This is a genomic window from Blautia sp. MB18-30, from assembly GCF_023669475.1.
In the GTDB taxonomy this organism is placed as follows: domain Bacteria; phylum Bacillota; class Clostridia; order Lachnospirales; family Lachnospiraceae; genus Blautia_A; species Blautia_A fusiformis.
In genome coordinates, this window is record NZ_JAMOYY010000054.1 from 1 (window position 1) to 16,183 (window position 16,183).

Below are 16,183 nucleotides of genomic sequence, written 5' to 3' on the forward strand. Positions count from 1 at the left end.
CCATAGAATCTTGCATTATTTTAACAAATACTCCTCCTTGATTCAAAAAATTAAGCAAATCTGTATGTAAATACTTTTCTTCTTCCCAAATACTCCACTTTGCAAGTGCTGAACCTATTACACCACTATTTAGCAGCATCTCGTACTCTCCTTTACAACTCTTTGCCTTTTCATTATTTCCACATATTTGTATATTAACACAATGTATAAAGTACCACAACAGATACCTTTTTCCAATCCCAGTACAGGGATTTTATGTTGTCAAAATCATCTTTTACTGCCTTACGAAATATCATTTGCTCCATTCCTCTTACTCATGCAGCTCCAGCGGCAGTCCGTCCGGGTCATGAAAAAACGTCATCTTCTTACCGGTAAAATCATCCACACGGATCGGCTCACATTCGATCCCGACCTCCGCCAGCTCTTTCACCGTCTGCTCCACACTCTCCACACAAAAAGCAAGATGACGCAGACCACAAGCCTCTGGACGGCTCACCCGCTTCGGTGGATTTGGTTCTGCAAAAATCTCCAGCTCCGTATGCTCATCCACACGCAGATCCAGCTTCCAGTCCCTGCGCTCCGAACGGTAGTTTTCTCTGATAATGGAAAAGCCAAGCTTGTTTACGTAGAAATCTTTGGCGGATTCGTAGTTAGATACTATGATGGCAATGTGGTGTATTTTAGATAAGTTCATTTTTTGTACTCCTTTTTAGTTTGTCTTATTTTCGTCATAAACTATATAGCGGGTTTTAAAATATACCGTGTGTGATTTAGCTCTGAAGAGCATGTGTTTCACACACGGCATTATTTTTATTTCAGCCTTTCACTCGCATTTTAGTATATCACAAATCTGCAAATAAATCAGCCTTGTACACGTTTTTTTACTCCACTGTAACACTCTTTGCAAGATTTCTCGGCTTGTCGACATCCAGACCCTTAGCAACAGAAACATAATAGCCCAGAAGCTGCAGAGGAATAACTGCCAGACTGCCCACAAAATGCTCATCAACCTTCGGCACATACACAGTGAAGTTCACCTGATCCTCGATCTCGTATTTACCATATGTAGTCAGCCCCATAAGGTAGGATCCGCGGCTCTTGCATTCTAACATATTGCTTACAGTCTTCTCATACAGTCCGCTCTGAGTCAATACACCAATGACCAACGTTCCCTGCTCGATCAGACTGATCGTGCCATGTTTCAGCTCACCTGCTGCGTATGCTTCAGAATGGATATAGCTGATTTCCTTCAACTTCAAACTGCCCTCCAGGCAAACTGCATAGTCAATACCACGGCCCACAAAGAATACATCATGGGCATTGGCATACTTAGCAGCAAACCACTGGATACGTTCTTTATCTTCCAGGACCTTCTGCATCTTTTCCGGAATAGTCTGCAACTCAGAGATATAGTAACCATACTGCTCGTCTGTGACCTTTCCTCTGACTTTTGCAAACTGAACAGCCAGACAGTACATAGCCACAAGCTGTGCGCTGTATGCCTTGGTCGTAGCAACAGAGATCTCCGGACCAGCAAGCGTGTAGAACACCTTATCTGCTTCACGGGCAATACTGCTGCCAACCACATTGACGATCGCCATCGTAGCGATACCCTTTTCCTTTGCAAGACGCAGTGCTGCCAGTGTATCTGCTGTTTCACCAGACTGGCTGACAACGATCACCAGGGCTTTCTGATTAACCGGCATTTTACGATAGCGGAACTCTGACGCAAGCTCCACACGTACCGGGATATCTGCCATATCCTCCAGTACATATTGAGCAGCCATACCAACATGCCATGCAGAACCGCAGGCAACAATATATATCTGCTCAAAGCTCTTAATCTCATCCTCATTGATCTCCACACTGGACAGGTCGATCGCACCATTCCTGATCACGGAATTAAGGGTATCCTGGACAGCCTTCGGCTGCTCGTGGATCTCTTTCATCATGAAATGCTCAAAGCCGCCCTTTTCAGCAGCCTCCGCATCCCACTTGATTTCTGTAGTCTGCTTCTCGATCTCGTCACCGTTCAGATCATAAAAATGAGCCTCGCCCGGTGTCAGCTTTGCAAACTCAAGATTCCCGATATAATATACATTTCTAGTATATTTCAGGATTGCCGGAACATCGGAAGCCACATAAGTCTCGCCATCTGCAATACCAATGATCATCGGACTATCCTTACGCGCCACCCAGATCTCGCCCGGATAATCACGGAACATCAGCTCAAGAGCATAAGAACCGCGGACACGGACCATTGTCTTCGCAATGGCATCAATGGGACCAAGGTTGTACTTTTTATAATAGTAATCAACCAGCTTAACAACCACCTCTGTATCGGTCTGACTATAAAAAGTGTAGCCGTGCTTCAGCAGCTTCTCTTTCAATTCTGTGTAATTCTCAATGATACCGTTATGTACACCAACGACCTCAGACTCCACTGCACCGGAACCAGATTTACTGCAGTTGCCAGAAACATGAGGATGTGCATTGATCTGGCTGGGCTCACCATGGGTAGCCCAGCGGGTATGTCCAATACCACAGGCTCCTTTTAACGCTTTACCTGCATCTGTTTTCTCGACCAGATTCGTCAGGCGGCCCTTTGCCTTCACGACCTCTGCCAAAGCCTCTCCATCACGGACAGCCAGTCCAGCTGAGTCATATCCTCTATATTCCAGTTTCGACAGACCGTCCAGCAGGATCGGTGCTGCCGGCCGTTTTCCTGTAAAACCAACGATTCCACACATAGGTTTATCCCTCCCGTTATTTAAATCTCTCGTCTATTATACTTCCCTATTATGCAAAACGGCTCTGGATGATTCCCCAGAGTCGTCATTGACCTTATGCTTTATATCCCTTTTCGCAAATTACGTTGACCACTTCATCAACATACTTCTGGCAGGTATCATGGTCAGGCGCTTCAACCATAACACGCACGACCGGCTCCGTTCCGGACTCACGGACAAGAATACGGCCAGTATCACCCAGTGCTTCTGCAACCCTGGACACCGCTTCCTGTACAGCAGAATCATTCTGTGCTGCCTTCTTATCGGTCACACGGATATTTTCCAACACCTGCGGATAGATCTTCAGCGGTGCTGTCAGTTCACTCATCGGCTTCTTCTTCGCCAGCATGACTTCCATCATCTTCAGACTGGTCAGGATACCATCGCCGGTGCTGGCATACTTGGAGAAAATAATATGCCCGCTCTGCTCACCACCGATACGGCAGTCATTCTTCACCATATACTCGTAAACATACTTATCACCGACTGCAGTCTTAGCATAGCCAATACCCTGCTCATCAAACGCCTTATACAAACCAAAGTTTGACATGACCGTTGTAACAACTGTATTATTCAGCAGCTTACCACGTTCTTTCATATAGCAGCCGTAAATATACAGGATATGATCACCGGTAATGACATTACCCTTCTCATCCACGCACAGGCAACGGTCTGCATCACCATCGTAGGCAAATCCAACATCCAGACCTTTTTCCACGACAAGCTTCTGCAGACCCTCGATATGGGTAGATCCAGCATTGTTGTTGATATTGGTACCGTTTGGCTGGTTATTGATAACATAGGTATCTGCACCAAGAGCATCAAAAACAGACTTTGCAATATTCCATGAGCTGCCATTCGCACAGTCCAGACCAACCTTAACACCTCTGAAAGAATAGATACCTAAGGAGATCAGATAACCCATGTAACGATTTCGTCCTGCCACATAATCCACCGTACAGCCAACATGATCACGGCTTGCAAACGGCAGCTCCGGCCAATCCTTATCGAACACATGAAGCTTACCATCAAGGTAATCCTCTATCAACAGTAAAGTCTCTTCCGGCATCTTCTCACCGTAGCAGTTGATCAGCTTGATACCGTTATCATAGTATGGATTGTGGCTTGCAGAAATCATAATGCCACAGTCAAAATCATCCACACGGGCAATGTAAGCCACGGATGGAGTGGTGGTAACATGCAGAAGATAAGCGTCTGCACCAGAAGCCGTCAGACCAGCAACCAGGCTGTACTCGAACATATAGGAGCTGCGACGAGTATCCTTACCGATCACGATACGAGCAGGGTTGGTATCACCGTTGCGCTCACGCAGAGCATTATAATACCAGCCTAAGAAACGACCAACCTTATACGCATGGTCTGATGTTAATGTAATTCCGGCTTCACCACGGAAACCGTCTGTTCCAAAGTATTTGCTCATTTTTATTTTCCTTTAAATTTAGCTACAGTTTTTTGTGTTTTCTACTACTCACCACAGATAGATGCGTAATTATCTAAATCCAATCATAATATAAACCCTACCAAAATATACATTACAAAGCTTAATGCAAAACTCAACAATGCATATGGAAGTTGCGTAACCGAGTGGCTCATATTATCAATTTCGCAACAAGTGGCTGTTAAAACCGTTGCATCCGAATAAAAACAGGCATGACTACAAAAAAACGCCGCCTGAAACAACAGCCCCCATCACCAACAGCATATTAGCATGACATGCAGCGCCTAACGGAATAATAATCGGTACACATATTGCAGGTACTCCCCAGTTATCACCTGTAATAAATGCAAGGGCAGATACTAATAAAAATGCTAGTGCTGGAAAAGACTTTGTCGAAACATATTTAGAAGCATAAGATAATATAAATACCGGAAGATTTATATCTGCGCATGCCTGCTTCATATAAAACGCAAACAACATAATTGCCAAAGTAGGAACAAGGTCACCGAACCCTTTAATCCATAAATCGCAAAATTTGTCAATAGAAATAACCTTTCGCGGAAGATATAAAAATACACAAACCAATAAGGCTACAATAAGAGCAATAAACAAATTTCCTATTGCTATAGTAACTCCAATCATAGCACCAATTGGCAAAATAAAATCAATCACTTTTCCAGATGTAAGATCCACTTCCCTTTCTTTCTGTTTCATCACATAATCACTAGCGATATATTCACTTTTCATCTTTCCCATTATAGGTATAAAGCCACATATTACCAACGGAACAAGTAATAGTGCAAACAATGCATAAAACATAAATGGAATCGCATGCATATATGTTTCCATAGCTGTTCCATATCCTAGGTTCTTAATCGCCGACTGTTCATAAAAAGAAGCTGCAAAAAAAACTGCCCACGTTGAGAATGGAACCAGCACACATGTTGGTGCTCCTGTTGAATTAATTACATAAGCCAACATTGTCCTTGGAATTTTTAACTTATCACATAGTTTTTTCATGCATGAACTAATTGTCATGATATTCATGTAATCATCAATAAAAATTGCTATTCCTAATCCCCACGCAGCTAAAAGTACACTCTTTGTTGTTTTGCAAATCCTACTAATCGCTCTTGCTATCGCAATAGTTCCTTTTGATACATTCAACAAAGCAATTAAACTCCCGAACAACCCACAAACCATAATTAACCATACATTATCATAATCAGTGGCCACCTTGAAGAAAGAATCTGTAGCAAGTGTAATAGCGTTAGTTTGAGTTGAGATTCCAATAACTAAATAAGCAGAGATTGCTCCGAAAAACAGTGCTTCAATTGGGCGTTTGTATTTTATTGCTATAAATAAAACAATTCCCGGAGGTAACAATGTAGCTATCCCAAAATTTCCCATTTGTCATCTCCCCATTAATCAATCGGTAATTTGATTCTTGCACCCAAATCTAAATCCATAGCATAATCATCATAAGGCATGATGCCTGCACCATCGTATAAAGTTAATTCCCCACTATACAATTTTCCTTCCGCAATAAACCAATCCACTCTCAAGAAGTAAGTATCTTTTGCCAAAATTTCGGATTTTTTCAACATTTCCTCTAAGAATTCAGGTTTTGCGTCACCTACATCAGATATCGGAGCATAGAAATTCTGACTTATATTCAACTGTTTCCAATCTGTATCATAAAAATCTTGCGTATGTCTTTTTTCTGATACATAATTTACCTGAATTACTTCTGGGATTCCATTGAAACACATCACCTTATAATCAATCAGAGCTTCTCCCATATCGAGAAATTTTTCAGCAAAAACTTTCTTCTTAACATTATTATACGGCCATTCCCTGGTAAACAAATAGTAATTTCTCTGAAACGATTTCTTTAACACTTTTTTTGCCTTTTCCAAGTCGAATTGTGATTTGTTCCTACAGATAACATATCCACCGGAATCATGATTTGTTTTTAAGACAAACTGTTCTGGTAATTCACTTATATCCACTTCTTCAACAGAATTCCAAACTTTAAGTGTTGGGACTATCGTGCTACCACCCCCCAGTACTTTTTCGATATATTCCTTACCCTTGATTTTATCTACCATTGTTGTATAAATCGGTTTTCTATCATTTAATTTAAGCCAATTCAATTTTTCGTTGAAACTTTTCGGATTTGAAAGATTAAGTTTTCTTCCTGTTTCAGCCTTAAACAATCTCTCACAATATTTTTCATCATTCAAATAATTAAAGCAGCCTTTAAAAGCTAGATAAGCATATATTTTCCCTGGTTGTTTAATATACTCAATCACTTTTCCCAACATCATTTTCCCTCCAGTTTTATCTTTTGAACGGACATACTTTCAAACACTGGTAGCAACGAACACATTTGCTTTCATCTACCTGCGGATACTCAAAGCCTTCTTCGTCCTCCACCATAGCTATAGCTTCTTTCGGACATATGGCATAACAGGCCGTACATCCACAACATTCTTCTTTTCTTTTATATAGTACCGGTATATCTTTCACTCCAACTCCTCCTTACAATCAAGCACGAAACACAAATAGTAATCCGTATTCCGTATTACTCTCTTCCCCCCCCCGATTACTCGAAGCATGCTTTTAATTATTTTCTTTACTTTCCTTTTTGCTCTTGTTTTTAAGGAATATTTTATCGGAGCAGCATATTTTTTCTCTAGTTCCTCAAAACTCATCGTGTGCATATCATCAAAGAAAGTATCTCTTTGTGATGGCCTTGTACAAGACCTGTATTCAGCAGGATTTTCTTTTACACTAGCTTCATATGTCACTTCTTTTAGTTTCATTGTCTCGTAGATAGAATCAAAAGCTTTTTGTCCCTTATCAGTACGTATTAAAACCAGTGATGTTCCCATTTCGTCATTCATCTCTGGAGCGACATCATTAATTCCCCAGAAATCTGCAATTGTTAAATCGGCCATTTTTTGTTTTTTTGCTAAACAATCATAGCAAGATGGCCGTAAACAATAATCTCTCAGAAACATCTGCATGTATGGGTCTTTATCTTTAGATATATATAATTTTTTTACAGAATCCACTGGAATGTCTCTCAAAACTTCCTTCATGCCAAAATTAGTCCAATTTTCATCTTTGCAACGGAAGTTAATTTCTTTTAGCTTTCCGCCATTATTGTTTTCCTGATATTGTGCATATTTTTTCCACAATTTTGGCGAGGGTGCACCATGACAAATTACATTCATACAGATTAAATTACCATAATCTTTCCCCAAAAACTTCTTTAACCCATTTACCTGACAACCCGTTCCTGTAAATAACACAAGTCTATCTGCTTGCAACTCTTCCTTAACTTTCTTAAAGATATCTCCGACCTTTGCTTGCAGATATTTTGATCCGCGGAGCTTTGATAATCCATTTTGATCCGTAACTGCGATAAATTCTGCCGAGTAGCAATCTTCAGACATTGCAACACCGTAAATAATGCCATTCTTATTAAGCACATATTCTGCCAGAGAAGAAAATACCGCTCCTGAAGAACTGCTCAGTCTTACATCTTTATCTTTGTTATAACAAGCATATACTTTTTCTGGTTTCACTTGTATATCCTCCTCTTTCAGTACCTTTTATACAAATCCAATATATCGCAACAATTTTTTATGGATCTTCAATACCATCTGAGCAATATGCACTATAATGTAACTAATAAATGCAGTCAATACAAATCGCAACATCCAGTAAGCATACCAGCCTTCACATTTTATAAACCTACTAGCAATCATCAGCACTGCCATATGAATATAAAAAATCTCTTATGAGCAATCTCCTATCTTTGTTAGCAAATTGTAATTTCCATGACCATTTTTGATTTTCTTCAGAAACCAACCTATCATGGTGACGGAATAAAAGAATGAACCAACAGTATAAAATCCAATATAAAGTCCTGCTGCTCATAATCCAACCGCTTCAGCACAGCTTAATACGAGTATACCTGCAACCGCATATCCATTGCATTTTAATTTCCATCCACAACTTACTTGGATTCCCAGATAATAAAATCCACCTAACGAATGAATCAACACAACTGCTAATATGCAGATCCCACGGACGCTTTGCCAATATTCTCTTGTTTCTTTCATCTCTTTATTTCTTTATAATTTTTCTCACCGGTTCCATAACAAGTTGCTTCTCTTCTTCATTCATCCCTAAGAAATACATCGAGAGTCCATACACGATTGTATAGATAATTGCAAACACTCCCAATTTAATAAGACCAGTAATATTAGCAAAATTCATAATGATAATGCCAAGCATGCAAGGTGCAATCAATGCCGGCATAAATTTGGCAATTTCTTTCCAAAAGTAGAACATATTCATTCCAATGCGGGCATGATAATACCAGTTCATAAAAAAAATATTTCCTGCTATAAGAGAAATTGCTGTACCAAGTGCAGCACCGGCTGGTCCCATAACTTTAATTAATGGGATACTAAGCGCAACATTTGCAAGTGCAATAAAAAGATACACAATTGCTCTCGCTTTATGCATATTTTTTGCTCTCTGTATCTCAATCCCAAGATTCTGTATCAATGGAACTGTTACCGGAGCAATTAATAGCAGCGCAACAGTATAAGAATCCACATATTCAGAACCGGCCCAAATTTTTACAAAAGGAATGCCTAAAAACACAAACCCAGATAAAATTAAGCCTAATATTATAGCTTGAATACGTCCAACCTTTGTAAAGAGTTTTGTCAGTTCTCTATCATCACCAGATTCTGCAACAATACGATTTACCTTTGGAACAAAAACATTTGAAACAGATGATGAGAACTCTATGTACATTGAATTAATCTGTCCACCAACTCCGTAAACTGCTACTGCTGTTGTACCAGCGAATCTACCTAATAGAAATTTATCTACACTCCAATTTATTTGGTCAATAATTTGATTTATAAAGATAAAAAATGTGAACACCCACATTTCTTTGAGTAAACCAACTTGAAATTCTCTAAAGCAGAATCTAATATGAAGATTATGGAAAGAATAATATATGTTCATAACCAATACGAATAGTGTTAAAAATGTTGTTACCGAAACCATTCCTATGGATCCGTATCCCATAATAAGCAATGGCAAAGCCAGTAATGGATTACATATATTTTGAAGCAAAATTAAAAATTTCTGAAATAAGAATCTCTCATGCGCTGTAATTGCGCATGCAAATACGCTATTTGGAAATGTTAATGCAAGATTAACAACAAGAAGGACCATTAAGACTTTTGCAGTAGCATATTCAGAATCTGTCAAACCGCTACCAAAAATAGCCCTGATATTCCCCAACATCACACAGCCACATAAGATACATACAACAGAAAGTGACGCAAATATCAGTAAAAACATTCCATTTAGTCGTGCCACGCCGTCTTCATCTTTTTGTGCTTTATAGCGAGAATAGAATCTCATATAGGAACTGCTGAATCCTAAACTCAATAAGCTTAAATAAGAGACAACAGAATAGACCAGCTGATAAAGTCCATATTCGCTCTGTCCCAGTAGTCGAAGCATAACTGGAGTATAAATTATACTAATAAAAATTTTCGCAAACTGCCCTGCATAGGAAAGAATAACCCCTGCTTTTCTTTGATTTATATACACCCGTTTACCACCTCCGGCACATAAATTATCAGATTCATAATATTTCAAGAGCATTGCTCAAAAATGTTATCGATTCCTTTTGTTTTATTTTCAAATTGCTCAAATCAATATTTACATATGTATTATGAGTCCTATTTTTCAAATCTTCTGGTGCAATCATTCTATCTTGCATTTCAACATAGCTGAGCAAAGTATGAAGACGCGTATTCATGCTATAAGTTCCTGCATTGCGCCCAAAGCACCAAAAATCTTTTTGGAAAATAATCGAGAATACTATTGCGTGAAAAGAGTCTGTTATAATAGCTTCAGCATTACGAATCAAATTAAGAAAATCTGCAGGATTCACTTCCGAAAAAAGCTTTCCATTCAGTTTTTCTGAATACTCTTCCATCTCATTATGGAGATAAGGTATTGCGATAATTTCACAATTATTTTTTTCTGCAAAGTCGTTAGCAGCTCTCACTTTTTCATCAGTAAGATTTAAAAAATAACAAAAAATGTAGTTTCTATAATTCAAAGATGAATCATCAGCTTTTTCCATCCAATATTCTTGTCGATGTAGCAATGTTGGATCCAGAACTAATTTCACATCTGTCTCTGTTATGTTTGAAATAAGTTTCTGGGCCGAATCTTCTCGTACTGAAATATAATCCGGAAACTCTAAGAGTTTCGAATAGATTTTCTTTTGATGCCGCGATAAATGGTCTTTTCCAATGCTTGCTGCATAAATAACCCTTCTGCAACCCTTTCTTCCAAAATTCAAAAAGAAGGCAGGAATATTATAATCCGGATTCCAAATTTGATCACTTCCACAGACTATCTGTTCATATGGCAGATCAACACTACTTAAATCGCTACTACTCATTTTTCTTGATAGTACCAGATTATCTGCCCTATATTCATCAAACACGTTTTTGCGTTTTTCAACTAAATCAGAAACATAATCGGAAAGTGGGATCGTTTTTTCTTTAATCAACTTTTTCTTTATTTTTTCAAAAGAAAAATTCTTGATTCCTCTTTTTAAACTAAAAGTATTAAACTCTTGACTAACATCATAATCAATAATCTCACATTCATAACCAAGACTCTTAATAGCATCCTGTAATGCCATCTCCTGCAAAAAGCCACCATAATTATACATCCTCGAGTCTAATGTCAATAATCCAACCATATGTTACTTCCTTTCCACATCACTTTTAGGCAAACACATACGGGAAGGTTGCATGAGTTCCTGTAATGACATAATAATATATCCAATAATACGCCAAATATGCTATTACATAGAGTAATGCCATATATCTATTCGCCTTACACTTTCTGTTTCCAGCATATACCAGAGCTGGATATGAAAGAATATTGTACTCTGAAAAAAAAGATCCTATTCTAAATGCATAAGTATTAATACTCATCAACTGTGAAGTAAGCAAATCCAATGCAATCATTGCACCATAAAAAGGAGCCAACTTATCTTCCTTTAAAATCTTTCTCCATCTTATAATAAATAAAAGAATAACAGGCAATCTAAGTAGAATCTGATTAGGTAATAGATACAGGCCATTATTGCCTTGAATATATCCAATATATTTTGACAATCCAATATGACTCAATATTACTGCGATGATATTTAATGATAGTAACACAATACATCCATAAACGAAAATTTTTATAGGCGCCATTGACTCATCTAATTTGAAATTTGCAATTTTAATATATTCTCTCTTTTTAGTGCAATATACATAAACAATCAAAATCGCAAATCCCAGGATTGCGCTAGTATGAAATAAACATGCAACTAATGTCAGGATACAGTATTTCTTTTTTTCTTCTAATATTAAATACGAAAATGCCATAAATAAAATTGCCATAGCAATCCATTGCCTCATCATATTCAACGATGTATTATAAAACAGGTAATAGAACACGAGCATACCAAAGCAAATGGGATATGGCTTATGTATCTTTCTCAGACCTATATATATTGGAGCAACTATTAATAACTGAATAAAAAATAGGACTAGCGCAAAAGATCCTCCAAGTTTTTGAACAAGAAAAACCATAAGGCTAAATCCAATTTCAAATTTATTTACATACATATAACGCCATATTACAAACCATCGCTGGTTCATATAAGTAGACAAACTGTGCGATTTTTTTGCTGCATTATACATAGGCTCTACATATACTTTTACATCCGTGCCTATTGTATCTGCACGCAAACCAGCTAGAATACAAGGTATTAAAATAGCAATTATAGCTAATCCATTTCTCACAAACCTGCTCTTACTTTTCTCTGAGAGCCAGAAAAAAGAGCATGAAATCAAAAAGCACACAATATATATCATTATAATTCACCTCCCTCTAATATAATCACTTCAATCGCAAATATATTTTTCTAAGAATCGCAAGAATATAGATAGTAATCCAATTCTCATGGAGTAGTAACTCATACTTTATCTTTTTTTTTCTGGAAGCATCAGAACAATTAATCTTTAACCTCTGTATTTCTTTACTTACAAGTTCTTTTCTTTTGGGTGTGCACAGCTTAAGCATCATTAAATCTGAAGTATAATTATATAAACTTTCAACATGATCAATATTTAGCGCATTAATATATTTGATGTCCATATCATACATCTTAATCAACCTTTCAAGTTTATCTCGCAAAAAAGATAGATTATTGAAATATATCTCTGGAAATTTCTTTATTCTCGTTACTCTTGACACTTCTTCTCTATGATAGCAATATGCGCTCTCCCCCGTATAGTAGATATTAGTCACATACTGAGTATAGTCAATAACAAAATTCATATCCTCACCAGTCACCATATTTTCATCGAATCTTATTTCATGTTGTTTTATGCAACTATTTAGGAACAGTTTCGAACATGGACTATTCATTCTATTGCTTGTAACTAATTCTTCAATAACATTTTTCTTTTCGACCATTCCTGGATTACAGCTTAACACTTTCCATGTGCTTTCCTTACAGTTTTCAATTACGTCAATGTCAAATATAATCAACTGATATCTATCCGAAATATCTATTGAATCAAATGCATCTTCTAAAATCACATCGTCAGCATCTACAAAAGAGATAAACTTCCCATCAGCATTAGCCATTCCAATATTTCTGGCAGAACTTACGCCTCCATTTTCCTTATATAAATATCTTACCTCTCCAACATATTTCGTTTGAAAAAAAGCTCGGATAAAATCTTTTGACCCATCATCAACCACAACAATTTCTATATCAAATTTATCCCTTAATTTGAAAATGGATCTTATGCAATTTTCTAGCTTTTCTATTTGTGTATTATAAACCGGAATAATAAAGCTAATATCCTTCATTATAATTTTTTCCTTCGTCTCCTTTAAATATGAATCCACTCTCCCATAATCTGATTCCACTCAGTAGGTTTAACTTCTGTGAAACCACTACAATGGTAAAATGTCAATTCTCCAACATATATATGTCCATTAATTAAATAAAAATCAACTCGTAAATGTGGGCAGCCTTTTGACAACTTAGCTGCAATAGTTTTCATTTGTTCAAATGCTACTGGCTTTTGAGGCCTTATATCTGCATTAGGATCCCTCATTCTAATTGGAAGATGATTAAAATCCATGTCAAAAAAATCCGTTCTCGGATCATCGGCTTTATCTTTTCCAACATAAACAATTTTAGGAATTCCATTAAAACAAAAAAACTTATAATCTGTTAAACACTCACTCCTAGTTGTCATATGAAGCCAGAGAACCCATCCATCAGAGATTACTGCGTATCCCCCCCCATAAATGTCTGGAAGTTTTATTAAATCTCCGAACTTTTGATTCCATTCTTCAGAATCAAAAGTATCAAAACCCTTCCCATCAAAGAAAGTCATTTCTCCAAAATATGCTTTGCCATTTACTTCATAAAAGTCCACCTGTAACTCCACGGTGTCTCTAACCAAGCATTCTGCTGCTCTCACCATATAATCAAAACTCTTCGATTTGAAAGGCAAAACTTTTGAATGTGAATATCCCCATGTAAAATCAAGTGGTTTAAAGTTAATATCAAAATAGTCTGCAGTCGTCTTTCCAGCTTGCCTGTTCGAAACGATGGACAAAGCTTTTGCAATGCCATCAAACGTAAAAATTTTATAGTCTCTTAACTCCTGTGTTGCTGTATCCTCCATATATTTTTCAGCAATAATTCTTGGCTTTACTTCTTTATAAGGATATTCTCTTCCTACCAAGAAATAATCTCTCTTTAGTGATTTTTCTATTTTCTTCTTTGCTTTTGCTTTGTCTAATGTTCTTTTATCTTTACAAATAACGAGACCACCAGAATCATGCGTGCACTTTAAAACAAACTGATTTGGCAATTTGTCAAAGTCAATCTCATCAAAAGTATCCCAGATACCAAGTGTAGGTATAATATATTCGTCTCCAATTCTTTCAGCAATCCATTTTTTGGCTTCATATTTATCTACCATTCTGCTATATTCTGGATTTTGATTATGCAATTTTAGCCATTGAAGTTTTTCATTAAACGTTACGGGATTTTCCAGGTTAAGTTTTTTTCCCGTATTTGCCCAATACATTAATTTCAGATATTTTTCATCACATAAAAAGCCAAGTTTATTTTTCATTCCTAATGAAAAAATAATTTTTTTTGGATTCTCAAGTGCCTCTTTAAAATTCATTTTTTTCATTGCTTCCCTTCTAGTATACGCAAAACACTGTTCATGTGTTTCTCAACAGCATATTCATTCTCCACTTTATGTCTTGCATTCATTCCCAATTTTTTACTTAATGTGGGATCATCTATAAATCTTCTCAATTTTTCGGACAAATCCTTGCTGTTTTTCATCTCAAACAGCAGACCTGTTTCGTCATTTTCGACTATCTCAGCTAGACTGCCAATCCTAGACGCTACCACTGGCTTTCCATAAGCATACGCCTCAATGACTGTGTTAGGCATATTCTCATACCATATTGCAGGACATACAATACAGGTTGAATGCGATAACAACTCCTGTAGTTCATTACCATGTTTAAATCCAGTAAAAACGATTTTATCTTCTAGTTTATTATCTTTGATATAATTCCAAATTTCTTGATCTTCCTGAGAATCAGATATTTGACCTGTTATTTTCAAAACATAATCTGTGTCTCTCAAATATTTCATAGCTTCAATTGCATAGATTGTTCCCTTTTGATGTGCCATACGACCCAGAAACAAGAAGTATTTGTTATTTTCATAGCACGGTATAATTGACGTTGCATCAATAAATGTCGGTATACAAGTGATTTTTTCTTTTTGAATTCCACCTTCAATCAATTTGTTTTTACTAAATTCACATGTACAAATATACTGATCAACATCATCGAATACTCTATTAACTGCATATATTTTCATTGCTAACACTCTCAAGAGTGTGCCTGCTTTTGAACCTTTTACGCACCTATGCTCAATTGCCTTTCTATAATCTCCATGTAAACAGGCTTCACATATTTCATTTTCACATAAAAAATCATATTTCGGACAAAACATAAAGAAATCGGAAATTCGATGTACAACGCGAACTCCTTCCTTTTTTGCAGCTCGAATAATAGAAGGGGAAAGATGATTTACTTCGTGTAATATGTAAACCGCATCAGGCTTGGTATCACGGATTAATTGTCTAAGACATTTCTTTGCATCATAATTCCAAACTGTAGCCCTTACCATTCCAATTAAATTACTAATGGACTTTTTTGTGTCTGCATACATCAACTGATTTGACCGCGGCTTTGCAAAATATTTGCTGTATGGAGTTTTTTCATTTTGGGAATTATTAACAGAAAATGGGATTACTTCAATTCCCATTTTTTCTGCCGCATCCATAAATTTAAACATATATTTCTCTGGTCCACCAGCTATAAAATAGCGATAGTTTGCTATAATAATCCTCATCCTTACTCTCCTAAATACTACATGAATTTTACTGCAATTTGTTTCTCAATTATCTTATATAAACTAACTCCTATCGCTAAAGAAAAAAGCGTTGCCATATAAGTTGTTATATAACTCAATCCAAGCTACCCGACAATTTCTGAGATATATTATTTTCCACAATTCTAAACGCAATCATATGTGCAAGATAAATTTCCCCACTCATCCCACTAATGAAATCCGTAAACTTATTACTAAATACTATATTTTTTCACCCAAAACCAAACATAGCCAAACAGAATACTGCAGTATTGTTTTTACCACTGTTATATCAAATTCATTTATTTTATCTGGAACAAA

Annotated in this window: 14 protein-coding genes; all 14 read right to left on the reverse strand. The window is 36.8% G+C overall.

Features of this window, described 5'->3' with window-relative positions:
- Positions 1 to 310: 310 nt before the first annotated feature.
- The gene (gene gloA2, locus NCY57_RS15400; RefSeq protein WP_244790731.1) at positions 311 to 694 is read right to left on the reverse strand and encodes an SMU1112c/YaeR family gloxylase I-like metalloprotein; all 384 of its coding nucleotides are present in this window, start codon (positions 692 to 694) and stop codon (positions 311 to 313) included.
- A gap of 187 nt (positions 695 to 881) precedes the next feature.
- Positions 882 to 2,750, reverse strand: a complete 1,869-nt coding sequence (glmS, locus tag NCY57_RS15405; protein WP_250789812.1) for a glutamine--fructose-6-phosphate transaminase (isomerizing) — start codon at positions 2,748 to 2,750, stop codon at positions 882 to 884.
- 94 nt (positions 2,751 to 2,844) lie between these two features.
- Positions 2,845 to 4,230, reverse strand: a complete 1,386-nt coding sequence (gene glmM, locus NCY57_RS15410) for a phosphoglucosamine mutase (RefSeq protein WP_250789813.1) — start codon at positions 4,228 to 4,230, stop codon at positions 2,845 to 2,847.
- Between the two features lie 234 nt (positions 4,231 to 4,464).
- Complete coding sequence (locus NCY57_RS15420) at positions 4,465 to 5,658, reverse strand: Na+/H+ antiporter NhaC family protein (protein ID WP_250789815.1); 1,194 nt, start codon at positions 5,656 to 5,658, stop codon at positions 4,465 to 4,467.
- A 14-nt stretch (positions 5,659 to 5,672) separates the two neighbouring features.
- Positions 5,673 to 6,563, reverse strand: a complete 891-nt coding sequence (locus NCY57_RS15425; protein ID WP_250789825.1) for an ATP-grasp fold amidoligase family protein — start codon at positions 6,561 to 6,563, stop codon at positions 5,673 to 5,675.
- 28 nt (positions 6,564 to 6,591) lie between these two features.
- A complete protein-coding gene (locus NCY57_RS15430) occupies positions 6,592 to 6,780 on the reverse strand; it encodes a 4Fe-4S dicluster domain-containing protein (RefSeq protein WP_250789816.1) in 189 nt (62 codons plus the stop codon).
- Entirely contained in the window at positions 6,777 to 7,844 is a 1,068-nt protein-coding gene (locus NCY57_RS15435; RefSeq protein WP_250789817.1) for a Coenzyme F420 hydrogenase/dehydrogenase, beta subunit C-terminal domain, read from the reverse strand. The genes NCY57_RS15430 and NCY57_RS15435 overlap by 4 nt, the downstream gene beginning before the upstream one ends.
- Before the next feature lie 351 nt (positions 7,845 to 8,195).
- Positions 8,196 to 8,384 carry a hypothetical protein gene (locus NCY57_RS15440; protein ID WP_250789818.1) on the reverse strand — a complete coding sequence of 63 codons (189 nt, stop codon included), beginning with the start codon at positions 8,382 to 8,384 and terminating at the stop codon, positions 8,196 to 8,198.
- A gap of 4 nt (positions 8,385 to 8,388) precedes the next feature.
- A complete protein-coding gene (locus NCY57_RS15445) occupies positions 8,389 to 9,951 on the reverse strand; it encodes a lipopolysaccharide biosynthesis protein (protein WP_250789819.1) in 1,563 nt (520 codons plus the stop codon).
- The gene (locus tag NCY57_RS15450) at positions 9,938 to 11,074 is read right to left on the reverse strand and encodes a polysaccharide pyruvyl transferase family protein (protein WP_250789820.1); all 1,137 of its coding nucleotides are present in this window, start codon (positions 11,072 to 11,074) and stop codon (positions 9,938 to 9,940) included. The genes NCY57_RS15445 and NCY57_RS15450 overlap by 14 nt, the downstream gene beginning before the upstream one ends.
- A 25-nt stretch (positions 11,075 to 11,099) precedes the next feature.
- On the reverse strand, positions 11,100 to 12,173 hold the full coding sequence (locus NCY57_RS15455) for an EpsG family protein (RefSeq protein ID WP_250789821.1): 1,074 nt from the start codon (positions 12,171 to 12,173) through the stop codon (positions 11,100 to 11,102).
- A 97-nt stretch (positions 12,174 to 12,270) separates the two neighbouring features.
- The gene (locus NCY57_RS15460; protein WP_250789822.1) at positions 12,271 to 13,251 is read right to left on the reverse strand and encodes a glycosyltransferase family 2 protein; all 981 of its coding nucleotides are present in this window, start codon (positions 13,249 to 13,251) and stop codon (positions 12,271 to 12,273) included.
- A gap of 23 nt (positions 13,252 to 13,274) precedes the next feature.
- Entirely contained in the window at positions 13,275 to 14,600 is a 1,326-nt protein-coding gene (locus tag NCY57_RS15465) for an ATP-grasp fold amidoligase family protein (protein WP_250789823.1), read from the reverse strand.
- Positions 14,597 to 15,844 (reverse strand): glycosyltransferase family 4 protein, encoded by a 1,248-nt coding sequence (locus tag NCY57_RS15470; RefSeq protein ID WP_250789824.1) that lies wholly within the window; start codon positions 15,842 to 15,844, stop codon positions 14,597 to 14,599. Before NCY57_RS15470 ends, NCY57_RS15465 begins: the two co-directional genes overlap by 4 nt.
- Between the last annotated feature and the right edge of the window lie 339 nt (positions 15,845 to 16,183).